A 23,455-nucleotide genomic window follows, 5' to 3' on the forward strand; every position below is an offset into this window, starting at 1 on the left:
TTCTACTACGGTATGGGTCCAAAAGAGAAGCAATTCACTGCGTGAACAGCCAAATCTAGAAGATTCTTATTGCGGGTGCGAGAGCGGCGACGGCATCATCCCAATCCGGCAATGCCTGGATTGCCCTCGACCCCCTTCAGCGTCACGCCGGAGCCCAGTCGCTCCTGAAGCATCCGGCCCGAGCGCAGATATTTGCCGACGACGTCCCATACCGGCGCGCCCTGCTGGCCGTTGACCGAGGCCCAGCCCGCGACCTTGTAGCGGTGGCTGGCGCTGAGCGCCTTGCCGCTACCGAGCTTCAGCTCCGAGATGCGGCTGCCGATCGCAGCGTCCGGCGTGCAGGTGTAGCTGAGCCCGCCGGCGCGCACCATGTCGCCGCCCTGCTGGTAGTAGGGATCGGCATTGAAGAGGTTGTCGCAGACGTCCTCGAGCAGGTCCTTGATCTGGGCCCCCGTCATCTCCTGCACATAGGTTTCGGGATAGGTGATCGCGGTTTCCGCCAGCAGATCCTCCATGGTCATCGCCTGGCCTGACAGTGCGGTGACGCCCCAGCGGAAGCCCGGCGACAGCGCGATCTCGGCATCGAGCTCGGTGCGCAGCGCGGTGCAGATCAATTCGTCCATGGGCCCGGAGAAATTGCCGCGGCGATAGAGCAGACGGTCGGGTGTCGCGATCTTCTCCGACCAGTCGGCCACATGCGGTGCACGGACCCGGCCGATCAGCTCGGCCATCGCCGGATCGGGCTTCAGCAGCTCCGAATAGACCGGCAGCAGATGATACCTGACATCGCTGACCTTGCCGCTGTCGAGCGCGAGATCGAGCACACCCAGAAATTTCCCGTTGGAGCCGGCATTGGTGACGAGCGTCGTGCCACCTGCGTTCTTCACTGGCATAGGCTGCGGTACGGCATCATGGGTGTGGCCGCCGAGAATGACGTCGATGCCGGTGACCCGGCTTGCGAGCTTGAGGTCCACGTCCATGCCGTTGTGCGACAGCAGCACGACGGCATCGACCTTGTCGGTGCCGCGCAAGGCATCGACATGCTTCTGCAGCTCCTCCTCGCGGATGCCGAAGCTCCAGTCCGGCGTGAACCTCTTGGGATGCGCGATCGGAGTGTAGGGAAAGGCCTGGCCGACGATCGCGACGCGATGCCCGCCGAGCTCCTTGATGACAGAAGGCTTGAATACGCGTCCGGTGGCCTTGTCGAAGGCGGGGGCGTCGTTGAACGCGGCCTCCTCGGTCAGGAACACGTTCTGCGCCAGGAACTCGCCCTTGAAGCGCTCGAGATTGTCGCGCAGCGCCTGCTCGCCATAGGTGAATTCCCAATGCCCCGTCATCGCCTCGATGCCGAGCAGATTGGCGACCTCGACCATGTCGCGGCCCTGCATCAGGTTGGCCAGCCCCGTGCCCTGCCAGAGATCGCCGCCGTCGACGAGCAGCGAACGCCGCTCGCCGACATCGGCGCGCAAGCGATCGACCAGCGTCTTCAGATGGGCAAAGCCCCCGAGCTTGCCGAAGCGGCCTGCTGACTTCTCGAACTCGAAGCAGGTGAAGGCATAGGCATCGGCGCTGTCGGGCCGGATGCCGAAGCGTTCGAGAAAGGCGCGGCCGACCAGATGCGGCGGCCGTCCCGCCATTTCGCCGATGCCGATATTGACACTGGGCTCGCGGAAATAGACCGGATTGAGCTGCGCATGCGTGTCGGTGATGTGCAGGATTCGCGCAGTGCCGAACCGTTCGAGGTCGTAGATGCTGGCAGCCTCAGCGCCGCGGGCCAGCCGCGGCAGGGCGATCGTTGCCGCGGCAAGGCCCGCACCTTTCAGGAAATCGCGGCGGCGGATCGCCATTCAAGAATTCTCCGCGCCTCTCGTATGGACTGCGTTCACCGCGCGGCAGTCTAGCGGATTTCCATCGCCTTCCAGGCTTCTTTTTCGGAACTAGCCTGGAAGATCGACGCCTTCGCCAGCGCTTCGGCCTCCCTGGCCGCGGCCACCGCACGGTCGAAATCGCCGCCGTCGGCAGCCTTCTTCGCAGCCGCCAGCGCAGATACGGTCACCGTCCACTGGTTGCGCATGCCGGCCGCCTCCTTGGAGGCGGCTTCGGCGGCGGCATAGGCCGCCTTGTAGTCCGCCTCATTCGCCGCGCGCGCGGATGGCGCAAGGCTTAAGGCGAGCAGCATGGCGAGCGCAAGTGACCGCTTCATGGCCGTGCTCCTGGCCCTGAGATCGGCAGGCCGTTGGCGACGTAGGACAGGAAATATTCGACGTCGCGATATTCATCCGCCTGCGGCTCCAGCGGAACCGCGCGGGTCTGGCTGTTGCAGGTGACGAAGCGGCGGCTGGTCGTGCCCATGCCGCTCCATTCCGAGCGGTAGATCGGCATCGCGTTGACGATGCCGAGCGCCGGGGCCAGGGTCTCGGCGCGGATGCGCTCGCCCGGGCTCTGCACATGGCAGCTCGCGCAGGAGAAGTTCATCTGGCCGCGGCGGGTGTAGAAATAGCGCTTGCCGTTCTCGTACGCCGCGAGCGCGCGAGGGTCATCGGGAATCTTGATGTCCATCAGCTTGCCGCGGGAGGTGTAGGCCATGTAGGCGGTGAGCGAGGCCATCTCGTCCTTGACGTAGGAATAGGGCGCCTCGCCGTTGGCCTCGCGGCAGCGGTTGAGCGCGAGCTCCAGCGTGATGACCTTGCCTTCCTTGCTGTCGAAGTACGGATAGTTCTGGCGGATGGCGATGCCGCCGTTCGGGAAGCAGTCGGCATAGGTCTTGCCGTTCTTGAACGGGGTCGAGAACATCTCCTTGCCGGCATCGAGCGCGAACTCGTAAGGCGGGAATTCCTCTTTCTCCTGCCACTGCCGCTTCATGTCCTCGTTCATGGAATACGGGCCGTTGACGAAATCCTCGTGCTTCACGTTCGGAAACTTCTGGAAGAAGAAGTTCTGGAACGCCTTGGCATCAGCAACGGGATCCACCTTGTCGGCAGCGATCACGCGGGGCGAAGCGAGGGCGACCGCGACGAGCGCGGCGCCGAGCGAGCCCAGCAGGAGGTGGATGCGGGTCCTCATCACGCGATCTTCGCGGTGGTCGTGTCCGAGCCGCCCTTGTTGTCGGTCCAGGAGATCTTGAGCTCGTCGCCCTTCTTGGCGCCCCTGAAGCTGAACTTGACGTAGGGATCCTTGGAAACGGCGGTGCCCCAATCGGCGACGAACACGTCCTTGCCGTTACATTCGAACTTCAGCTGCTGAATGAAATGCGCCGGGATCAACTCGCCCTTGGAATCCTTGACGAGGCCGGTGTCCATGGGGTGCTGGATCAGCGCCTGCACCTCGGTGATGTCGCCGCTCGATGTTGCGCGCACGCGAATGCTGGATGCCATGTCGATCTGCCTCGCTTAGCCGCCGCAACCGCCGACGGTGACCTTGACCTCCTTGGTCGCGCTGTAGAGCTTGCCGTCGGCCTCCACGATCGCGGTCAGTTTGGTGGTCCTGGCCATCTTCAGCCGGTTGGCGACGGCAGGGATGGTGCCGTCGGGAATCCTGTAGCTGGCGGCCAGCGCGCTCGGGTTCTCCGCCACGAAGAACGAGATCGAGGTGACCTTCTCCAGCGTCGTCGTCACCGAGATCGGCACGACGCCGCCGTTCTCGGCGATCTCCGGCGCATCCAGCTTGACCTTGTCCGACGGTTCGGCGGTCTTGCCGTAGAGCGCCTTGATCGCGTCGGCTTCGCTCTTCTGCCTGAAGGCCTCTTCCGGATATTTGTCGTTCGCCGCGGCGCGCGCGGGCGCGAACGGCAGATTGCCGAGGCCGAGCAGCGCCACGGAGGCTACGCCCTGAAGGATCAGGCGCCGCGTCGGGTGGGGCCTCGGGGTCGTGGTCATCTTAAGTCTCCTGGGGGCCGCCGGCGGTTACAGGGTCTGCAGGAAATCAACGATCGCGTCGATTTCCTGTTCGGTCAAAATCCGGTTCCGGCCGAACGGCGGCATCATGGTTTGCGGATTGCGCTTGGTCTCGTCGAAGATGATCGCGGTGAGCTCGTTGCGATCAGGGTATTTTGACTTGATGTCCTTCAGTTCCGGTCCGATCGTCCCCGGCAGGTCGCCGCCTTTGATGACATGGCAAGTCAGGCAATTGCCCTTGCCGCGGTCGAAGGCGAGCTTCTGGCCCACCGTCACGGCGGATTGCGCCCCCGCCGGGGCCGTGGCCATGCCGGCGAGGAGGGCCAGGGCAACAAGCAAAGCGGGCTTGCGAGGAAAGGCGGTCAAGGCATCGTCCCGGAGCGTTATCTCGATGATCTCATTTACGGAATTGTTCAAAAGCACAAAGGACATCGCCTGACAATCAAGACTATGCATGCGGCAAAATGGGGTTAATATCCTCCGCATTGCAACCGACAAGATAGTTCGTTCATGCGGATGGGCGCGGACTAGCAAATTATTCTCGGACCTTTGGCCTTCTGGCCTTCTTTTTTGGTACGCATTTTTGGGGACGTCACTTGGCTGAATATGTCGTCGAATTTGGCAGGGATGGCGGACGGGTCGAGCCGGATGGCCGGCTCGATGCGCCGGCCTTTCATCGCAATCACGAACCGATCTGGGCCGCCCTGGAAAAGCACCTCGCGGATGCGACCGGCAACGTCGTGGAACTCGGCAGTGGAACCGGGCAGCACGTGGTGCATTTCGCCCGCCACACGCCCGGCCTGGTCTGGTGGCCGAGCGATCTCAACCAGCGCCACCTCAAGAGCATCGAAGCCTGGCGCGTGCATGCGGGCCTGCCGAACATCCGCCCACCCCTGCGCATCGACCTCACCGATGCCGATTGGTGCCCGGAAATGAAAAGCGGGCAGGGGCCGACCAGCCTCGCGGCCGTGTTCTGCGCCAATGTCATTCACATCGCGCCCTGGGCCGTGGCCGAAGGCCTGTTCGCCGGCGCCGGCCGTTATCTGCGCCGCGACGGCAAGCTGTTCCTCTATGGCCCGTTCAAGCGCGACGGCAAGCACACCGCGCTCAGCAACGCGGTGTTCGACACCTCCTTGCGCGAAGGCAATCCCGAATGGGGCGTGCGCGACGTCGTCGACGTCGAGAAGCTGGCGAAGGCGGCAGGCCTCGGTCTCGTCGATACGATCGAGATGCCCGCGAACAATCTGACGTTGGTGTTTGCGCGGTAGCTACGCCGGAGGTGCGCTCCCTCTCCCGCTTGCGGGAGAGGGTCGGGGAGAGGGTGCTTCCGCAACGGGATACTCCCCTAGGGGAGAAAGCCCTCACCCGCCGCGCTCTTCGAGCGCGTCGGCCTCTCCCGCAAGCGGGAGAGGCAAGAACTGTCCGTGGCCAGCACCTTGTCAAGACGTCTCAGTCTTCGTCATCCCGCCACCCGATCTTCTCCTTCAAGAACCGATAGCCCAGCACCTCGAAACCCGCGCGCTCCTTGTTGTCCTTGCCGTAGCCGTGGCCGCCTGCGGCCGGCTCGTAGAACCAGGCCTCATAGCCCATGGCCTGCAGCTTGGCCGCCATCTTGCGGGCATGGCCGGGGTGGACGCGGTCGTCGCGCCGCGTCGTCGCGATCAGAATCGGCGGATAGGCCTGGCCGGCCTTCACGTTGTGATAGGCCGAGTAGGTCTTCAGCCATTCCCATTCGTCGGGCTTGTCGGGATCGCCATATTCCGCGATCCAGCTCGCGCCCGCGAGCAGCTTTGTGTAGCGGCGCATGTCGATCAGCGGGATGGTGCAGAACAGCGCGCCGAAACGCTCGGGGTAGCGCACCAGCATGTTGGTGATGAGGATGCCGCCGTTCGAGCCGCCCTGCGCGGCGATACGCTTTGCGCTCGTCACACCGCGGCGGACGAGATCGGCGGCCACGGCGGCGAAATCGTCGTGAGAGAGCCTCTTGCCGGCAAGGCGTCCGGCATCGTGCCAGCGCGTGCCGAACTCGCCGCCGCCGCGCAAATTCGCCTGCACCGTGGTGCCGCCGCGCTCCAGCCACAGCTTGCCGAGCGACGCGTTGTAATACGGCTTCACCGAAACCGCGAAGCCGCCATAGGCGCTCATATAGACCGGTGCATCGCCGGTCTCGCCGGCGGGGCCGGTCTGCACATAGGGAATTCGCTCGCCGTCAATGGAGATCGCCTCGTGCTGCGTCACCATGAGCCCGTCGGCGGTGAACGTCTTCGGCGCCTGCTTCAGCACGATCGGGCTTGCGACGCCGCGTTCGATCAGCAGCAACGAGGGCGGCGTCAGCGGATCCTGCACATTGGCGAGCAGGGCGCCGTTGCTCTCGGAGGCATGGCGATCGAGCGCCCAGACGTCGACGACGCCGATTCCCGGCAGGCCGGAAAGCGTCTCGCGGCTCCATGTCGCAGCGGAAGGCGTGCAGATTTCGAAACGCGGCCTCAACTCGTCGAGGATCGAAAGGACCAGCCTGCCTGCCACCCAGAAGAAGCCCTGGATCGCCCGACGCGGCGCCGGCTCGAACAGCATGGCGAACTCGCGGTCGCCTTTGAGGAATGCGGAGAGCGAGATGCCGAGCACCGCGTCCGCCTCGTACGTCCGTCCGGCCACGGACCAGTTCGAGCGCGGTTTGATCGCGAGCCAGTCGCCATGGGCCTGCAATTCTATGTCGGTCGGCAGATCCAGCCTTGCGAGCGGTCCGGTCTGATCTCCGATCGAGACGCTGAAGTTGAAGAAATCCAGCATGCGGCCGAACCATATCGTTCGATTCGTCGTGATGCGATCGACGTAGCAATATGCCGCCATTTCGTCCGCCGAGGCCTCGAACAGCACCGAAGCCTGTTCGACTCTTTGGCCGCGCCGCCAAAGCCGCACGGTGCGCGCATAGCCCGATGTCGTCGCCATGCCCTCGCCATGCGCGCTCGAAAGCAGCAGCGTGTCGGCATCGAGCCAGTCGACGCCGCCCTTGGCTTCCGGCAGTGCGAAGCCGCCGGCAACGAAGCTTCTCGTGTCGAGATCGAACTCGCGCAAAGTGACGGCGTCGCTGCCGCCGCGCGACAGGCTGAGGATCGCGCGCGAACTGCCGGGCATCGTGGTGATCTGGCTCAGCAGCCAGTCCTCGCCTTCGCTCGCCGCAAGCTGATCAATATCAAGTATGGTTTCCCATGCCGGATGCGGCTTTCGAAACTCTTCCAACGTGGTCCGCCGCCACAGGCCGCGGGGATTGCTGGCGTCCTTCCAGAGATTGTGCAGATCGGAGCCGCGCCGGCTGACATAGGGAATGTTGTCGGGACGATCGTAGATGCCAGCGAGTATGTCGCGGCCGCGTTCGAAGGCCGCTCCGCCGAAGGCCTGCAGCGTCAGGCTGTTCTGCCGCTCGACGAAATCGAGCGCCTGTCGGCCCTCGATCTCCTCCAGCCACAGCCAGGGATCGTCGTCGGGAGCTTGAAGCGTGGGCCTGTCGTCGACGGACATAACGTAACTCCCAGTGATCGCGGCGGATAGGATTTGATCGAGCGCAAGCCGTCAAGGGCGCGCATCGCTATCATCGCAGCGATTGCGTCAGGGGCATGGCCCGCGCCCGTTTGCGCCGGTTGCCGGCCCTCTCTCACCCCTCCATAGTGCCGCGAATCAACAGAGCCCTTTGGGCGGAAATGCCGATGCTGGACGTGACTGCAGCCAATGAGATCGCCGACGATGCCCGCGTGCGCGCCAACGTGGTGCGCCTTGCCGCCGCGCAGGCGCTGACCGGCGCCAACTCGGCGGTGATCTTCGCCACCGGCGCGATCGTCGGTGCCACGCTCGCGCCGGACATGTCGTTCGCGACCGTGCCGATCTCGATGTATGTGGTCGGGCTCGCTGCCGGCACGCTGCCGACCGGCGCGATCTCGCGCCGCTTCGGCCGCCGTGCCGCCTTCGTCATCGGCACGGGCCTCGGCGCGCTCACCGGCCTGCTCGGCTCGTTCGCGATCCTGCACGGCTCGTTCGCGCTGTTTTGTCTGGCGACCTTTCTCGGCGGCCTCTACGGCGCGGTGGCGCAATCCTATCGCTTTGCGGCTGCCGACGGCGCCAGTGCGGCCTACCGACCCAAGGCCGTGTCCTGGGTGATGGCGGGCGGCGTGTTCGCGGGCGTGCTCGGTCCGCAGCTCGTGCAGTGGACCATGGATGTCTGGCAGCCTTATCTGTTCGCCTTCAGCTTCCTGGTGCAGACGGCCGTCGCGCTGGTTGCCATGGGCATCGTCGCCGGCGTCGATATGCCGAAGCCCGCGCCGGCCGGTCTGCACGGCGGCCGGCCACTGCTCACCATCGTGACGCAGCCGCGCTTCATCGCGGCCGCTTTGTGCGGCGTCATCGCCTATCCCATGATGAACCTGGTGATGACCTCGGCGCCGCTCGCCATGAAGATGTGCGGCCTCAGCGTCTCCGATTCCAATTTCGGCATTCAATGGCACATCGTCGCGATGTATGGGCCGAGCTTCTTCACGGGTGCGCTGATCGCGCGCTTCGGGGCGCCGAAGATCGTGGCTGCCGGCCTGCTGCTGGAAGCAGGCGCCGCCACCATCGGTCTCTCCGGGCTCACGGCGATGCACTTCTGGGCCACGCTGATCGTGCTCGGCGTGGGCTGGAATTTCGCCTTCATCGGCGCCTCCGCGCTGGTGCTGGAGACGCATCGCCCGCAGGAGCGCAACAAGGTGCAGGCCTTCAACGATTTCCTGGTGTTCGGCATGATGGCGATCGGCTCGTTCTCGTCGGGCCAGCTGCTCGCCAATTTCGGCTGGTCCGCGGTGAACCTCGTGGTGTTCCCGCCGGTGCTGCTGGGTCTTGCCGTGCTCTCGCTGGTCTCCTGGGCGAGGCGCCGCCAGGCGCGGCTGGAGGCAGCCATGGGCGAGTTCCCCGACGCGGTCTAGTTTGGCAAGAGGTTGTCAGCAGCGTTGACACTTCGATCCAGGTCGAAGTGATTTTCGAGAGCCGCGTTGTTACATGATGCTCGTCATCAACAGGCGAGCGTTCAGCCCAAGCGCTCGCGGGGGGAACGAAGGACCAGCGCAAATGCTCGACAATCCCCGCCACATTCCGCCAATCGACGAATCCTCGCTCCGTTACGAAGGCTGGCGCATCGTCGCGGTCTGCTTCCTGCTCGCGACCTTCGGCTGGGGGCTCGGCTTCTACGGCCAGAGCGTCTATGTCGCCGAGCTGCAGCGGGCGCGGGGCTGGCCGGCCTCGCTGATCTCCTCCGGCACCACGTTCTTCTACCTGTTCGGCGCGCTGCTCGTCGTCTTCGTCGGCGAGGCCGTGCGGAAATACGGTCCGCGCCTCAGCCTGCTGGCCGGCACGCTGGCGATGGCGGCGGCCGCAGTCGCGATCGGCGCGGTGCGCGAGCCCTGGCAGCTCTATCTCGCCGATGCCGTGCTCGCCTTCGGCTGGGCCGGCACCAGTCTCGCCATGATCACCAACACGATCAGCCTGTGGTTCGACGAGAGGCGCGGCATGGCGATCAGTCTCGCACTCAACGGCGCCAGCTTCGGCGGCATCGCCGGCGTGCCGCTGCTGGTGGCCTTGATCGGCCATGTCGGCTTTGCCGGTGCGATGTACGCCGCCGCCGGCGCCATGCTGGTGCTGCTCGTGCCGGTCATCCTCCTTCTCGTCGGCCGCCCGCCCGATCGCCACGGCTGGCACGCGACGGCGAAGGCAAGACCGCAATCATCGACGGAGATCCGCGCCTGGGCGCTGCGCGACGTCGGCTTCCTCACGGTGACGATCGCCTTTGCCCTCGTGCTGTTCGCCCAGGTCGGCTTCATCGTGCATCTGATCTCGTTCCTCGATCCCGTGGTCGGGCGCGAGCGTGCCGCCGTGGCCGTCGCGGTGCTGACCGCGATGGCGGTGGTCGGTCGCGTGCTGTTCTCGCTGGTGATCGACCGCCTCAATCAGCGTCTCGCGTCCGCGCTGTCGTTCCTCAGCCAGGCCGCCGCGCTTCTCGCCGTCATCAACCTGCACAACGACTATGTACTGATCGCGGCCTGCGCCGTGTTCGGCTTTTCGGTCGGCAACCTCATCACGCTGCCCTCGCTCATCGTGCAGCAGGAGTTCGACTCCGCCGCCTTCGGCGTGCTGATCAGCCTCAATACCGCGATCAACCAGGTGACCTATGCGTTCGGCCCCGGCGTCGTCGGTTTCCTGCGCGATCTCTCAGGCGGCTATACGCTGCCGTTCTATCTCTGCATCGCGCTGGAGGTGATGGCGGCGGCGCTGATCATAGTGCGCGGGAAGCCGCGTTTCTCCGGGACGACGCGCGCTTAGCGAGGCGTTAGTCCGCCACGATCTTGACGCGATCGCGCACCTTGACCTGCGCGGTGCGATCGAGGCCGTTCAGCACGCGGAAGCGCTCGGCGGGATGGTCGACGCCGGCCATGCGGTGCGAGAGCGATTCCACGGTGTCGCCGGGTTGCACCGTGATGACCTTGATGCGCAGCGGGCGCGCGGCCTGGATTTCCTCCAGCGTCAGGCGGCGGAACGAGTTGACGGTCTCGCGCGCGTTGCGCTCGCTCTCGGTCGATTTCTGCCGTGCCGCGAAGATGAAGCGATAGACGTCGCTGCCGAAGCGCAGCGCATAGACCTTGAACTGCCACTGGTCGCCCTTGGCGGTGGCGGACGCCGCCGGAAAACCGTTGATGGTGAGGTCCTCGGTCGAGGCCTTCTCGACGCCTTCCATCCAGCCGGAGTTGAGGTAGTCGCCGAGCGACTGCTCCCCAGGCACGCGCACGACGTCGAAGCGCATCGCCTGCGCGCCGCCCTCGCGCACGCCGATCACGGCCTGTGCGGTGTTGTCGAGCGTGAAATTGTCCGGCGCCTGGAAGGTGAAGCCGAGCTTCGGATGCAGGAAACGCCGACCGCGGACAAAGCCTTCGCTGGGGTCTTCGCCGTAGACGAGGTTGTCGATCGCGGCGAGATAGCTCTCGCGATCGCGCTCGGCGCCTTCAGGCGCCGTGTATTGGCGGGCAATGTTCTGCGCGTTCTGCACGCGTTCCGGCGTTGCCGGATGCGACGAGGTGAAATCCTGCGCGCGTGGATCGAGCGAGCTCTTGCCGGCCTTCAGCTCGGCATTGCGCTCCATCGCGGACAGGAAGCGCGCGGCGCCGTATGGGTCGAAATGCGCCTTGGCGGAGATGCCGACGCCGATGCCGTCGGCCTCGAACTCCTGCTTGCGCGAGAAGCTCGCCATGGTGAGCTTGGTCTTGGCCAGCGCCAGCGCGGTGAGGTCGGGATCGTTGCTCATGTCGGTGACGACGCGGGTGACGATCGCGGCCTGGCGCGCCTGGTCCTCGCGCATTGCGGCGTGCTTGGACAGCACATGCGCCATCTCGTGGCTGAGCACGGAGGACAATTCGGAGGTGTCGCTGGCGAGCGCAAGCAGGCCGCGCGTGACGTAGAGCTGGCCGTTCGGCAGCGCAAAGGCGTTCACCGCGCCGGAATTGAGGATCGTGACCTTGTAGCCCTGGTCGGGCCGGTCGGAGGCCGCGACCAGCCGGTCGACGGTCTTGCTGACGAGCGCCTCGAGCTTGGGATCGTCATAGGTCCCGCCATAGCTCGCCAGGATGCGCTCGTGCTCCTTTTCGGTGGCCGGGGTTTGTGCGACGGCGGGCTTTGGCTTCGGCATCGCGACGGCCGTCGGGGTCGCCGCAGTCTGGAACCGGCCCATATCGCCGCAGCCGGCGAGAAGCCCGCCCAGCACAAGGCAAAGCGCGGCCGGCGCAGCCCGCAGGCGGCGGCAATCACCCAGTCCGTGCCGTTCTAGCACCCCATTCACGTCGATTAACCCGTGCCCGGCCGTTTAAGGCCTTACCCCAGTAGGCTCGTTTGCGCCCAGCAATTCAACCTGTCCCAAGAGACGCACATCGATACGCGGCCCCGTCGTCCCCTCAACCCAGCCCCGAACGCGAATACGCCGATTTTCCAGGGACTTAAGGGCCATGCCGGCGTTTTCGAACGCCGCTAGCGTGCGCTTTGAAATAGTCACGGCAAAGCCACGTGTCCAGTTCCGTCCGAAGTTGAGGTAGGTCGTTGCCCCAGCTTGCCGGACTGACAGGACTTTGCCCTCGATTACCGCAAAGCGCCCGATCTCCGCCAAAATATCGTCCGGACTTTCCGCGTTTTTTATGGCCGACGGGTCAGCCCAGCTGCCCATTTTTTGACGCCGCGCTGCGGCTTCGGACGCCATCAGGGCGGCCGCGCAGTCTTTGTCTACGATCTCGGCGGAGACCACGGCCTCGCCCCGGGCGAGCAGCATGGCCTGCACCGAGATGTCGCTTTCGCCGATGAAGACCAGTGCGCTCTGGCGGCCGTAGCGATCGGGCGTGTCGTCAGCGCTCCGCAGCATCACGTCGCGGCCGGCGAGCAGCGAGGTCAGCGCCTGCTTCGTGGTCGCGGTCGGCGCGATGCCGCTGAGGCGGATCTCGCGGCCGTCGTCGAGACGCATGCTGCGCGCATCGACAATGGCTGCAACGCGGCCTTCGCCCTGGGACTCGAACTGGCAGGGTGCGGCGAAGGCGGTGTTAGCCGCAACGAGAAGAAAGAGGACGATGAGGCGAAGCCGTTGCGTCACGTGACCCGGAGAGGTTGCGCTGCGCGGCAACCATACCTCAAGCGTGGTTGGGTGCGAAGAGGTTTCGCCATACTCCGTCATTGCGAGGAGCTCTTCGCGACGAAGCAATCCAGACTGTTTCCGCGGATGCATTTCTGGATTGCTTCGCTGCGCTCGCACTGACGACGCGGAAACATTTCGTCGTACCTCACCATTCCGCTTTGCGGAAAACACGCGCGGCAATCACGCATTCGCCTCGCCCCTCCGCTTGCTGCGCTCTTGCGCATGCGGCATGATTGCGGCAACAGCGAATAGAAGAGCAATAACCAAGCCGCCATCAGAGCACGGCGCGATAAGGGAGGTCGTTTTCGATGAAGAGTATTTTGTCCGGCATTTTTGCCGCCGCGTTTGCCCTCAATGCGAGCGCCGCACAGGCCCAGGACAAGCCGCCGCTGAAGATCGGCGGCATTCTCGACATGTCGAGCCTTTATGCGGACATCACCGGCCCCGGCAGCGAGACTGCGGCGAAGATGGCGGTCGAGGATTTCGGCGGCGAGGTGCTGGGACGCAAGATCCAGGTGCTGGCGGCCGATCATCTCAACAAGGCCGATCTCTCCGCCAACATCGCTCGCGACATGCTCGACAACCAGGGCGTCGAGATGATCTACGACGTCGCGGCCTCCGCGACCGCGCTTGCCGCCGGCGAGATCGCGAAAGCGCGCAACAAGATCGTCATGTTCAACGGGCCGGGCTCGATCCGTCTCACCAACGAGGCCTGCGGCCCCTACACCATCCACTACGTGTTCGACACCTACGGCCAGGCCAATGTGACCGGTCTTGCGGCGGTGAAGTCGGGTCTCGACAGCTGGTTCTTCCTCACCGCCGACTACGCCTTCGGCCAGGATCTGGAGAAGGACACCAGCGCCGTCGTGACCAAGACCGGCGGCAAGGTGCTCGGTGCCGTCCGCCATCCGCTCAACACGTCGGATTTCTCGTCCTTCCTGCTCCAGGCCCAGGCCTCCAAGGCCAAGGTGATCGGGCTCGCGAATGCCGGCGGCGACACCATCAACGCCATCAAGCAGGCGGCGGAGTTCGGCATCACCAAGGGCGGCCAGAAGGTCTCGCCGCTGCTCGCCTTCGTCACCGATATCGACTCGATCGGGCTCGAGACCGCGCAAGGTCTGCTGCTCGCGGAAGCGTTCTACTGGGATCTCAACGACGACACGCGTGCCTTCTCGAAGCGCTTCATGGAGCGCACCAAGCGGGTGCCGACCTCGGCGCAGGCCGGCGTCTATTCCTCCGTCACGCATTACCTGAAAGCCGTGAAGGCGGCCGGCACCACCGACGCCGCGGCGGTGATCAAACTGATGAAGGAGACGCCGATCAACGACTTCTTCGCCAAGGATGGCAAGATCCGCGAGGACGGCCGCATGGTCCACGACATGTACCTGTTCGAGGTGAAGAAGCCGTCGGAGTCCAAGGGCCGCTGGGACGATTACAAGCTGCTCGCCACCGTCCCCGGCAACGAGGCATTCCAGTCGCTGGAGCAGTCGCGCTGCCCGCTGGTGAAGAAGTGACGGCGTGACTTCTTCACGCCGTCATTGCGAGGAGCTCTTGCGACGAAGCAATCCAGACTGCATCTGCGGAAACATTCCTGGATTGCTTCGCTTCGCTCGCAATGACGATCTGGTGATAGGTCGGCTAGACAATAACAAGGAGACGTCCGCATGAACGACATGGTCCTGCAAAAGCTCGAAGGCGGGCTGCTCACCATCACCATGAATCGCCCGGAGCGGAAGAATGCGCTCAACCCCGAGATGGTCGCCGGGCTGGTTGAGGCGGCGCGGCGCGCGGCGGATGATCCCGAGGTGCGGGCGGTGCTGTTCAAGGGCGCCGGCGGCTCGTTCTGCGTCGGCGGCGACGTCAAATCGATGGCGCAGGGGCGCGCACCGCTGCCGTTCGAGCAGAAGCTCGCAAACTTGCGCCGCGGCATGGAGGTTTCGCGCATCCTGCATCAGATGCCGAAGCCCGTGGTGGCGCAGCTCGATGGCGCGGCGGCCGGCGCCGGCCTGTCGATGGCGCTGTCCTGTGACCTGCGGATCGCCTCCGAATCCTGCAAGATCACGACGGCCTTTGCCAAGGTCGGCTTCTCCGGCGACTACGGCGGCACCTACTTCCTGACCCAGTTGCTCGGCAGCGCGCGGGCGCGCGAGCTCTATCTGATGTCGCCGGTGCTCACGGCGAGGGAAGCGCACGCGATCGGCATGGTGACGAAGGTCGTGCCCGACGCCGAGATCGACGCCGCCGCGCACGAGCTCGCACTGTCGCTGGCGCAGGGCCCGTCGATCGCGCTCGGCTTCATCAAGCGCAACATCAACAATGCCGAGCACCTGGCGCTGGAGGATTGCTTCGACGGCGAGGCGATCCATCACACCCGCTGCGGAGACACCGAGGACCACAAGGAGGCCGCCAAGGCCTTCGTCGAGAAGCGCAAGCCGAGCTTCAGGGGCGCATGACCATGGCGCCCTATATCCGGCTGCGTCAGATCTGCCTGGTCGCGCCGCAGCTCGAGCCCGTCATCACGGATATCGGCCGGATCATGGGCCTCGCCGTCTGCTATCGCGACGGCAATGTCGCCAAATACGGCCTGGAGAATGCGCTGCTGCCGGTCGACACGATTCTGCTGGAGGTGGTCGCGCCGTTCAAGGACGGCACCACGGCCGGCCGCTTCATCGAGAAGACCGGCGGCCGCGGCGGCTACATGGCGATCTTCTGCTGCGAGGATCCGGACGAGCGCGGCCGCAACGCCAACGCGCACGGCGTGCGCACCGCCAACGTCATCGACCACGCGCCCTATCACGGCGTGCAGCTCCACCCCCGCGACTGCCGCGCCGCCTTCATCGAGTTCAATCACACCGATGGCAGCGACGATATCCTCGGGCCGTATCCTCCGGCCGGACCGGACTGGCAAAAGTTCATCCGCAAGGATGTGACTGAGGCGCTGACGGCGGTGGAGATGCAGAGCCCGGATCCGCAAGGGCTGGCCGAGCATTGGGGCAGGATCATCGGCGTTGCGCCTGAAGGCACCGAACTGAAGCTGCCCAACGCGACCTTTCGCTTCGTCAAGGGCGCCAGCGAGATCATGAGCGCGCTGGAGTTTCGGGTGACAGACGTGGCGCAGGTGCTGCATACCGCCAAGGCGAAGGGGCTCGCGGTCGCAGGCAATGAGTTTCTGCTGGGCGGAGTGACGTTCCGCGTGAGTTGAGCGACTCATGCGTAGGTGGGCAAAGCGAAGCGTGCCCACCAATTCCACCACACAAATGAAGCGATGGTGGGCACGGCGCTTTGCGCCTTTGCCCACGCTACTGCTCCGGCTTACCGCCCCTTGAAATTCGCCGCGCGGCGTTCTTCAGTCGCCTTCACCCCTTCCTTGAAGTCCTCCGTCGCGCGCAATCTTGTCTGCTCGGCGAGCTCGTGATTGGTCGCAGCCATCACGCGGTCGGCGAGGCCATTGCGCATCGTGGCGCGGGTGGAGAGCAGGCCGAGCGGAGAGCATTCGGCGATCTCGCCGGCCAGCTTCATCGCCGCCGCCTTGACCTGGTCCTGCGGCACCAGCTCGTTGGCGAGGCCCCATCTGTAGGCTTCCTCGCCGGTGACGCGGCGGCTGGTGTAGAACATCAGCTCGGCGTTGTTCTTGCCGATGAGTTCGGGCAGCGTCACGGTCAGGCCGAAGCCGGGATGGAAGCCGAGCTTCGTGAAATTGGCGGAGAAGCGCGCCTCGGGACAGGTGACGCGGAAGTCGGCCGACACTGCAAGCCCGAGTCCGCCACCGATGGCCGCGCCCTGCACGGCGGCGACGATCGGCTTCTTGGCGCGGAAGATGCGCACGGCCTGGATGTAGAGATGGTTGATCGGGCCGAGACTGTCGGCGGGATCGCCCTTCTTCTCGGCTTCGCGCGCCTCCTGGGCCTGCCGCGCCGGATCGCCGAAATTGGCGCCGGCGCAGAACGCCTTGCCTTGCGCGGAGAGCACGGACGCACGGATCTCGATGTCGCGGTCGAACTCGTCGAGCGCGTCCGCGATCTGGTTGATCAGCGAGATGTCGAAGAAGTTGAGCGGCGGACGGCGGATCTCGATAGTGCCGACATGCCCCACCTTCTCGACGCCGATATCTTTATACGTGCTCATGATGATCCTCGATTGAATTAGCGCAGACCCAATCCGCGGGCGATGATGCCGCGCAGCACTTCGGTGGTGCCGCCCTGGATGGTGAGTTTCGGCGCGGTCTTGATCGCGAAGTCGAGCTGCCGCTCCAGGGTCTCGCGGTTGGTCGCGGTCTCCTCGACGAAGGCGGCGAGATCGCGCACGCGATGCGGCAGCTGCTGCTCCCAGACCGTGCCGATGTCCTTGACGATGGACGCCTCCACCACCGGCTCCTTGCCGGCTTCGAGCATGCCGGCCACCGAGACCGACATGCGCCGCATGGTGTGGAGCTGCGCGACCAGGCGGCCGATACCCTCGGCGCTGCGCGTGTCCGGATTGGGGCCGACCGCGCGGACCAGCTCGGTCAGCACGTAGTATGTTTCGAGGAAGCGCTCAGGGCCCGACCGCTCATAGGCGAGCTCGCTCGTCGCCTGCTTCCAGGCGCCGTCGACTTCGCCGAGCACATGGTCGTCGGGGATGAAGTGATCGGTGAAGACGACCTCGTTGAACTCGTACTGGCCGGTGATCTGGCCGATCGGGTTCACCTTGATGCCCGGCTGCTTCATCTTGACCAGGAACTGGGTCAGGCCATGACGGCGGTTTTCCTTGGTCGGCGGCGAGGTCCGGAAGATCGCGATCATGTAGTCGGCGATATGCGCCGACGAGGTCCAGATCTTGGTGCCGTTGATCAGATAGCCGCCGTCGGTCCTGGTCGCGCGCGTCTTCGCCGCGAACAGGTCGGAGCCCGAATTCGGCTCGCTCATGCCGATGGCAAAGCAGATCTCGCCGCGGCAGATCCGTGGCAGGATCTCCATCTTGATATGCTCGGGCGCGTATTTCAAAAGCACCGGCCCGCTCTGGCGGTCGGCGACGAAGAAGCGCCGCGTCGGCGCGTTGGCAACGCGCATCTCCTCGGTCACCACGTAGCGCTCGAGGAAGGAGCGTTCCTGGCCGCCATACTTTTTCGGCCAGGTCATGCCGAGCCAGCCCTTGGCGCCGACCCGGCGGGAAAATTCCGGCGCGTCGGTGTCTTCGCGGTTGGGCTTGTGCGGATCGAAGGTGCCGGCGGCGATCTCCTCGGCGAGGAAGGCGCGGACTTCCTTGCGCAATTGCTCGCATTTCTCGGGCAGGCGGATCGGATCGAAACGCAGGGCAGCGGTCATGTCTTCTCTCTCCGATCAGCGCGATGCCACGAGCGGCCACAATTCGTCGGCGCCGCGGTTTGCGATGAGCTTGCCGAGCTCGACCGCCCAGTAGCTCTCCGAGCCGAAATCGTCGCGCCAAGCCAGCGCCCGCAGCGAATAGCGGTGCAGGATGTGCTCCATGGTGAAGCCGATCGCGCCATGGACCTGATGCGCGATGCCGCCGCCTTTTTCGGCAGCTTCCGCGCAGCGGATTTTTGCGGAGGCGGCTTCGAGATAGATCTCGTCGTTGAACGATTTTGCGTTGGCGATGGCATCGGCGGCGGACGTCGCCGCCGCCAGGGACGCAGCGGATTCGCCGGCGAGGCGGGCGAGATTGTGCTGCACCGCCTGGAATTTCGAGATCTTCTTCTCGAAGGCGACGCGCTCGTTGGAATAGCGCACGGAAATGTCGAGCATCGATTCCAGCGCGCCGGCGATTTGCAGGCTGCGCGCGACGCCGCCCATCAGCATCAGATGAGTCTGCTCAAAGCCCTTCGGCGCCGGCTTGATGGTGATCGGCTGGACCTTGTCGAGGGTGACGGTGTCGCTGTGGTCGTAGCCGACATTGAGTCCGGCCTCGATCCGCGCCTTGGCCGCGTCGATCAGCGCAATGGAAACACCGTCCTTGCCGTGCGCCAGCACCGCGAAATGCTTCGCCGTCTTGGCAAAGGGCACGCCGCGGGCACGGCCGGAGAGCGCGCCGTCGGCATCCAGGCTGATGCGGTCCTTTGGCGTGGCCGGCAGCACCGTCATCTCGCCCTCGGGCGAAGCGATCTTCGCCTGCGCCAGCAGCCATCCCGCCAGCATGGTCTCGGCCAGCGGCACCGCGACCGCGAAACGGCCGGCGGCGCCCATCAGCGCAAAGCCGTCGGCGAGGCTCGCGCCCGAGCCGCCGAGATCATCAGCCACCCAGGACAGCGGCAGGCCGGCTTCGCTCAGCGCCTGCCACAGCGGCGCCTGCCACGCATTCGTCTTGTCGTTGTTGATGGTCTGCGGATCGGCGAGATCGGCGAAGATTTTCTCCGCGGTCTCGACGACGATATTGTCACTCTCCGCCACAGCGTTCCCCGTATTTTGCCATTGGCGCGTCCGGTCTGATCGGCCAGTGCGCAGTCTCTTCTTGCGCCCGATGATCGGAAAAAGCCATGGCCCTGACAAGCGTTGATCGCAGGTCCATCTGCGGCGCCGGCATGGGGCCAGGCTCCAGGAAATGCTAATTCCGCTTAGCGGAGTTTGCTCGATTTGCAGGGCGCGGCAAACTCGCTAAACAGGACGCCACACCAGATACAGGGGAAGGAAATCCGGATGGCAAAAGACGGCTTGTGCGCAATCGTGACGGGGTCCGCATCCGGGCTGGGTGCAGCGACCGCGGAAATTCTCGCCCGCAGCGGGGCGCGGCTCGTCATCAACTATTCGTCGAGCCAGAAGGAAGCCGAGGCGACGGCCGAGACCTGCCGCAAGGCGGGCGCCGCTGAGGTGCTGGTCGCACAGGGCGACGTCTCCAAGGATGAGGATTGCCGCAAGATCGTCGCGGCGGCGAGCGGCTGGGACCGGCTCGATATCCTCGTCAACAATGCGGGCACCACCAAGCATGTGGCTCATGCCGATCTCGACGGCTTGTCAGCTGAAGATTTCCAGCGGGTCTACGGCGTCAACACGATCGGCCCGTTCCAGATGGTGCGCGCGGCGCGCAGCCTGCTCGAGGCCGGTGCGAAGGCTTCGGGGCGGCCCTCGGCGGTGGTGAATGTGTCGTCGGTCGCCGGCATCAGCGGCGTCGGCTCGTCGATTGCGTACGCCGCGAGCAAGGGCGCGCTCAACACCATGACGCTGTCGCTGTCGCGTGCCCTGGCGCCGCTGATCCGCGTCAACACCGTGTGTCCGGGCTATATCGACACGCCCTGGTTCACCAAGGGCCGCGGCGAGGCGCAGGCCAAGCAGGTACGCGACAGCGTCGTGGCGAAGGTGCCGCTGAAGGTCGCATCATCCGCGGAGGACATCGCCCAGCTCGTCTGCTTCCTGGCGATGCCGGCCTCCAGCAACATGACCGGCGAGGTCGTGCGCATGGATGCGGGAATGCATTTGGTGACGTGAACTCGTCATTGCGAGCGCAGCGAAGCAATCCAGAAGTCCCTCCGCGGAAATAGTCTGGATTGCTTCGTCGCTGCGCTCCTCGCAATGACGATGTGGAGGCGGTGTGCCGCCCCTCCCGATTGAGGTTGCTACCCCTTTATCACGCCACTCGCCACCAGCCGGTGCCAGATGAACAACACCACCACCGCGCCGATCGTCGCTGTGATGAAGCCGGCGCCCTGGTCGGGGCTGTAATGGCCGATGGCCTGGCCGACGAAGGTCGCTAGAAACGCGCCGGCGATGCCGAGGATGGTGGTGAGGATGAAGCCGCTCGGATTGTTCGGCCCCGGCGCCAGCCAGCGCGCGATGAGGCCGGCAATGAAGCCGACGACGATGATCCACAACAGGCCGCCCATGCTCATGACTGTGCTCCCCTTCCCGAAAGCGTATCGATCGAGGTCCGACTAGATTCTGCCCGAGATCTCGTTCTCGGTCGGTAGCCGTCCATCCGGCGTCAGATGGTCGACCACTTGCGGCAGATACTGGCTGAGGCCGTTGAGCAGTTCCTCGCGCGACAGGCCGCTCTGGGCGGACAGGCTCTCGATCTGGTCGGCGCCGAGTGCGCTGGCGAGATCGCCCGGCGCGATCGGCTTGTTCTCGCCCTTGCCGACCCAGGAATTCGCGGCATCGCCGTGGCCGCCCTGCTGCAGCTGGTTGAGGAGATCGCCGAGACCGCCGCTGAGCACGGTGCCGGCCGCGCCGCCCGCGAGCAGGCCGCCGAGGCCGCCCTTGAGAATGTCGCTTAGCCCGCCGCCGCCTGCACCCGCGTTCACCGGCGGCGGTGCTGGCGATGGTGACGGTTGCGGCGCCGAGCCTGACTGGCTGGTCGTGAAATGCTTGAACGCCTTCCAGGCAAGCAGGCCGAGCAGCGCCATGGTCATCGGCGACATGCCGCCGGAGGATTTCTCTGAGCTCGGCGTAGAGGGGCCGCGCGGGCCGTTCTGCATGCCGTTGAGGACGTCGAGTAGACCCATGGTGCTCTCCTTTGGCGTCTCGTTCGGCGAGCGCTCGCCGCTGGCTGCCCCCGGGGCGAAAACATATGGGGCAGTCATGACCGTTACAAGTCGGATGCGCCGCGATTGGTTGCCGGCCTCGCCTCTGCTATCGAAGGCCGGTCATTCAGGGAGTAAGCCCAGTGGTTGCGGATCGATCGATCGTGGTGGCTGGCGCCGGCGCCATCGGCTGTTTCGTCGGCGGCAAGCTGGCCGCCGCCGGCCGGCGCGTCGCGCTCTTGGTGCGGCCGCGGGTGAAGACCGAGATCGAGCGGTTCGGCCTGCTTCTGACCGATTTCGACGGCTCCGAGACGAAGCTCGGCGCCGGCCAGCTCGCGCTGTTGGAAGACCCTTCGATCTTGCACAGCGCCGGCATCGTGCTGGTCACGGTGAAAAGCGCCGACACCGCCGCTGTCGCCGACCAGATCGCGCAGCATGCGCCTGAGGATGCCGTCATCGTCTCGCTCCAGAACGGCATCGGCAATGTCGCAGTGCTGCGCGAGCGGCTCGGCGGCCGGTCCGTGCTCGCCGGCATGGTGCCGTTCAACGTGATCGCGATGGGCGATGGCCGTTTCCACCGCTCGACCTCCGGCGACATTCACGTCGGAGAGGATTCGGTGAACACGGCCGTGGCGCTCTCGGTCTCCGGCCTCAGTGTGCGCGCGAGCCGTGACATCACCGGCGTGCAATGGGGCAAGCTGATCATCAACCTCAACAATGCGCTGAGCGCGCTGTCCGACATGCCGCTCGCCGCGCAATTGGCGAACCGTGACTGGCGAAGATTGTTCGCTGACCAGATGGCGGAAGGGCTGGCCGCACTGAAGGCCGCCGGCATCGTGCCGGTATCGTCGACGCCGATCCCGACGAGCTGGTCTCCGGCCTTGCTGCGGCTGCCCGATGCGATCTTCGGCGCGATCCTCGGGCGGACCATGAAGATCGATCCCGAGGCGCGCTCCTCGATGTGGCAGGATCTGAAGCAGGGCCGCAAGACCGAGATCGACTATCTGCAAGGCGCGGTCATTGCGCTCGCCGAGCAGAACCATGTCGCCGTGCCGCTGATGCGCCGCATTGTTGCGCTGATCAAGGAAGCCGAGGCGGCCGGCAACGGTCCGCCGCGGCTGACGCCGCAGCAGATCCGGGGTGTGAATTGAGGACGAGGAGGGCGTGATGAAGCGTTGTCTGATGATCGGCCTCGCGCTGGCCGCGCTCTGCGGCATGTCGACGCTCGCCTACGCCAGGCCGCCGACGGTCTTGAACTCCCCCGGCTATGACAGGCGTTTGCAGGAGAGCCGGTCGCAGTTGGGTGCTTCGCCGACGGTCGCAGCGCCGGTGGTCCATTCGAAGCGCGGCAAGAAGAAGCAGCCGAACTGAGGATTGCAAGCCGGAGCTCCATCCACGCGTCATTGCGAGCGCAGCGAAGCAATCCAGTATCTTTCTGTGCAGAGACTCTGGATTGCTTCGCTGCGCTCGCAATGACGCCTGTCGTGAACTCAGCTCTCGTAGGGTGGGCAAAGCGAAGCGTGCCCACCGACGCTCTCAATCATAAACAGACGGTGGGCACGGCGCTTTGCGCCTTTGCCCACTACGACCATCTCGCAATGACGGCTGCTGCTTCAGCCCTTCTTCGCGGGCTTGCTCGGTGTCGGGTTGAACAGCTTCTTCAGGTCGTTCAAGCTTTCCGACAGACGCGGCCATTCGCAGGAGAATGAGCTCTTGGTGCAAGGCGCGGCCTTCGGCCTTGCGCCTGCGGCCTGCTGCACCTTCGGCCGCTCGACCGGCACCGGCACGCGCTCGACTTCGGTCCGCAGCGCGACCTGCTGGAGCTGCTGCACCTGTTGCTCTTGCTGCTCGCGCTGCTGCCGCGCGGTGGCCTGGGCCGCTTCGTTGCTGCGGCGCTGCTTGGCGAGATAGGCGGTATAGGCTTCGTCGATCTTCTTCTGCTCCTCCGGCGTCGGATTGGGGCCGGCGATGTCGAAGGTGCGATCCTGGAGGAAATCGTAATAGGAATAGCCGCCGCCCAGCTTGCGGCGGCCGGCAAACTTGGCGTTGCAATCGGCAAGGGCCGCGGTCTTCTCAGCCTTGGTTGCGGCTTTCTCGGCGGCGTCGGCGCATTCCTCGAAATCGACAGGTGCGCGTTTCCACCATTGCGCCTCGGCATGCCCCGGCGTCAGCAGAATAAATCCTGCTGCGGCAACGAGAAGCAGCGCCGCGCGATGCGATGTAACTACGGCCGACATTCTAAGAGGGTATTCCTTGCAAGACGCAACCCGAACTGAGTCGAGCCAGATTTTTGCCTCTTTATGGCCGGCTTGTCACCCATGGAACCCGGGAAATTCAGGGCTGGGATGCTGACATTTTGTGCTTGACGTGGCGCGGGAGTCACAGCGCCCCGCCGGCAGGCTGTTACACTCGTATTGCGAGCGCCTCACT

At 65.1% G+C, this 23,455-nt stretch carries 24 protein-coding genes; 9 read left to right on the forward strand and 15 right to left on the reverse strand.

The window, feature by feature from the left end; all coding sequences use genetic code 11:
• Positions 1-95: 95 nt before the first annotated feature.
• Genes soxB through soxX form a run of 6 tightly spaced genes read right to left on the reverse strand, consistent with a single transcriptional unit; the run spans position 96 to position 4,259 of the window.
• Positions 96-1,847, reverse strand: a complete 1,752-nt coding sequence (soxB, locus tag ACNJYD_RS03505) for a thiosulfohydrolase SoxB (protein ID WP_260381744.1) — start codon at positions 1,845-1,847, stop codon at positions 96-98.
• Between the two features lie 50 nt (positions 1,848-1,897).
• The gene (locus tag ACNJYD_RS03510; protein ID WP_212258888.1) at positions 1,898-2,203 is read right to left on the reverse strand and encodes a hypothetical protein; all 306 of its coding nucleotides are present in this window, start codon (positions 2,201-2,203) and stop codon (positions 1,898-1,900) included.
• Complete coding sequence (gene soxA / locus ACNJYD_RS03515) at positions 2,200-3,063, reverse strand: sulfur oxidation c-type cytochrome SoxA (protein ID WP_439365369.1); 864 nt, start codon at positions 3,061-3,063, stop codon at positions 2,200-2,202. The genes ACNJYD_RS03510 and soxA overlap by 4 nt, the downstream gene beginning before the upstream one ends.
• Complete coding sequence (gene soxZ, locus ACNJYD_RS03520; RefSeq protein ID WP_212258884.1) at positions 3,063-3,374, reverse strand: thiosulfate oxidation carrier complex protein SoxZ; 312 nt, start codon at positions 3,372-3,374, stop codon at positions 3,063-3,065. Before soxZ ends, soxA begins: the two co-directional genes overlap by 1 nt.
• 15 nt (positions 3,375-3,389) lie before the next feature.
• Complete coding sequence (gene soxY, locus ACNJYD_RS03525) at positions 3,390-3,875, reverse strand: thiosulfate oxidation carrier protein SoxY (RefSeq protein ID WP_439365370.1); 486 nt, start codon at positions 3,873-3,875, stop codon at positions 3,390-3,392.
• Positions 3,876-3,902: 27 nt separating this feature from the next.
• The gene (soxX, locus tag ACNJYD_RS03530) at positions 3,903-4,259 is read right to left on the reverse strand and encodes a sulfur oxidation c-type cytochrome SoxX (RefSeq protein ID WP_212259002.1); all 357 of its coding nucleotides are present in this window, start codon (positions 4,257-4,259) and stop codon (positions 3,903-3,905) included.
• A gap of 230 nt (positions 4,260-4,489) precedes the next feature.
• Between soxX and ACNJYD_RS03535 the strand changes: the two genes are divergently transcribed.
• Positions 4,490-5,161: a DUF938 domain-containing protein gene (locus tag ACNJYD_RS03535; RefSeq protein WP_212258879.1), complete on the forward strand. Its 672-nt coding sequence runs from the start codon at positions 4,490-4,492 to the stop codon at positions 5,159-5,161.
• Between the two features lie 181 nt (positions 5,162-5,342).
• On the opposite strand, the gene ACNJYD_RS03540 is transcribed toward ACNJYD_RS03535, so the two are convergent.
• Positions 5,343-7,412: a prolyl oligopeptidase family serine peptidase gene (locus ACNJYD_RS03540; protein ID WP_439365371.1), complete on the reverse strand. Its 2,070-nt coding sequence runs from the start codon at positions 7,410-7,412 to the stop codon at positions 5,343-5,345.
• A gap of 185 nt (positions 7,413-7,597) precedes the next feature.
• Here ACNJYD_RS03540 and ACNJYD_RS03545 point away from each other — a divergent pair, with 185 nt between their 5' ends.
• Both ACNJYD_RS03545 and ACNJYD_RS03550 read left to right on the forward strand, forming a co-directional pair.
• Positions 7,598-8,845, forward strand: coding sequence for an MFS transporter (locus ACNJYD_RS03545; RefSeq protein ID WP_439365372.1), 1,248 nt, complete (start codon positions 7,598-7,600; stop codon positions 8,843-8,845).
• A gap of 142 nt (positions 8,846-8,987) precedes the next feature.
• Positions 8,988-10,235, forward strand: a complete 1,248-nt coding sequence (locus ACNJYD_RS03550) for an MFS transporter (protein WP_439365373.1) — start codon at positions 8,988-8,990, stop codon at positions 10,233-10,235.
• A gap of 7 nt (positions 10,236-10,242) precedes the next feature.
• Here ACNJYD_RS03550 and ACNJYD_RS03555 read toward each other — a convergent pair whose 3' ends face one another.
• On the reverse strand, positions 10,243-11,634 hold the full coding sequence (locus tag ACNJYD_RS03555; protein WP_246571735.1) for a M48 family metalloprotease: 1,392 nt from the start codon (positions 11,632-11,634) through the stop codon (positions 10,243-10,245).
• Positions 11,635-11,766: 132 nt separating this feature from the next.
• The gene (locus tag ACNJYD_RS03560) at positions 11,767-12,618 is read right to left on the reverse strand and encodes a thermonuclease family protein (RefSeq protein ID WP_439365374.1); all 852 of its coding nucleotides are present in this window, start codon (positions 12,616-12,618) and stop codon (positions 11,767-11,769) included.
• A 269-nt stretch (positions 12,619-12,887) separates the two neighbouring features.
• Here ACNJYD_RS03560 and ACNJYD_RS03565 point away from each other — a divergent pair, with 269 nt between their 5' ends.
• From ACNJYD_RS03565 to ACNJYD_RS03575, 3 genes are all read left to right on the forward strand, one after another.
• On the forward strand, positions 12,888-14,093 hold the full coding sequence (locus ACNJYD_RS03565; protein ID WP_439365375.1) for an ABC transporter substrate-binding protein: 1,206 nt from the start codon (positions 12,888-12,890) through the stop codon (positions 14,091-14,093).
• 150 nt (positions 14,094-14,243) lie between these two features.
• On the forward strand, positions 14,244-15,032 hold the full coding sequence (locus tag ACNJYD_RS03570) for an enoyl-CoA hydratase (protein WP_439365376.1): 789 nt from the start codon (positions 14,244-14,246) through the stop codon (positions 15,030-15,032).
• A gap of 2 nt (positions 15,033-15,034) precedes the next feature.
• On the forward strand, positions 15,035-15,781 hold the full coding sequence (locus tag ACNJYD_RS03575; protein WP_439365377.1) for a hypothetical protein: 747 nt from the start codon (positions 15,035-15,037) through the stop codon (positions 15,779-15,781).
• Positions 15,782-15,891: 110 nt separating this feature from the next.
• Here ACNJYD_RS03575 and ACNJYD_RS03580 read toward each other — a convergent pair whose 3' ends face one another.
• From ACNJYD_RS03580 to ACNJYD_RS03590, 3 genes are read right to left on the reverse strand one after another with little or no spacing between them, the layout of a single operon-like run.
• Complete coding sequence (locus ACNJYD_RS03580; RefSeq protein WP_212258864.1) at positions 15,892-16,704, reverse strand: enoyl-CoA hydratase/isomerase family protein; 813 nt, start codon at positions 16,702-16,704, stop codon at positions 15,892-15,894.
• Between the two features lie 17 nt (positions 16,705-16,721).
• Positions 16,722-17,882 (reverse strand): acyl-CoA dehydrogenase family protein, encoded by a 1,161-nt coding sequence (locus tag ACNJYD_RS03585; RefSeq protein WP_212258862.1) that lies wholly within the window; start codon positions 17,880-17,882, stop codon positions 16,722-16,724.
• A 15-nt stretch (positions 17,883-17,897) separates the two neighbouring features.
• Positions 17,898-18,962, reverse strand: a complete 1,065-nt coding sequence (locus ACNJYD_RS03590; RefSeq protein ID WP_439365378.1) for an acyl-CoA dehydrogenase family protein — start codon at positions 18,960-18,962, stop codon at positions 17,898-17,900.
• 246 nt (positions 18,963-19,208) lie between these two features.
• Between ACNJYD_RS03590 and ACNJYD_RS03595 the strand changes: the two genes are divergently transcribed.
• The gene (locus tag ACNJYD_RS03595; RefSeq protein WP_439365379.1) at positions 19,209-19,994 is read left to right on the forward strand and encodes an SDR family NAD(P)-dependent oxidoreductase; all 786 of its coding nucleotides are present in this window, start codon (positions 19,209-19,211) and stop codon (positions 19,992-19,994) included.
• Between the two features lie 128 nt (positions 19,995-20,122).
• Here ACNJYD_RS03595 and ACNJYD_RS03600 read toward each other — a convergent pair whose 3' ends face one another.
• Positions 20,123-20,395, reverse strand: coding sequence for a GlsB/YeaQ/YmgE family stress response membrane protein (locus ACNJYD_RS03600; RefSeq protein WP_172786583.1), 273 nt, complete (start codon positions 20,393-20,395; stop codon positions 20,123-20,125).
• Between the two features lie 42 nt (positions 20,396-20,437).
• The gene (locus ACNJYD_RS03605; protein WP_439365380.1) at positions 20,438-21,007 is read right to left on the reverse strand and encodes a YidB family protein; all 570 of its coding nucleotides are present in this window, start codon (positions 21,005-21,007) and stop codon (positions 20,438-20,440) included.
• Between the two features lie 161 nt (positions 21,008-21,168).
• On the opposite strand from ACNJYD_RS03605, the gene ACNJYD_RS03610 reads away from it, so the two are divergent.
• Complete coding sequence (locus tag ACNJYD_RS03610; protein WP_439365381.1) at positions 21,169-22,176, forward strand: 2-dehydropantoate 2-reductase; 1,008 nt, start codon at positions 21,169-21,171, stop codon at positions 22,174-22,176.
• A 16-nt stretch (positions 22,177-22,192) separates the two neighbouring features.
• On the forward strand, positions 22,193-22,396 hold the full coding sequence (locus tag ACNJYD_RS03615; protein ID WP_439365382.1) for a hypothetical protein: 204 nt from the start codon (positions 22,193-22,195) through the stop codon (positions 22,394-22,396).
• Positions 22,397-22,638: 242 nt separating this feature from the next.
• Here the strand turns inward: ACNJYD_RS03615 and ACNJYD_RS03620 are convergent, their stop codons facing one another.
• The gene (locus ACNJYD_RS03620; RefSeq protein ID WP_172786587.1) at positions 22,639-23,262 is read right to left on the reverse strand and encodes a hypothetical protein; all 624 of its coding nucleotides are present in this window, start codon (positions 23,260-23,262) and stop codon (positions 22,639-22,641) included.
• Between the last annotated feature and the right edge of the window lie 193 nt (positions 23,263-23,455).

Source organism: Bradyrhizobium sp. SPXBL-02 (genome assembly GCF_051853065.1).
In the GTDB taxonomy this organism is placed as follows: Bacteria; Pseudomonadota; Alphaproteobacteria; order Rhizobiales; family Xanthobacteraceae; genus Bradyrhizobium.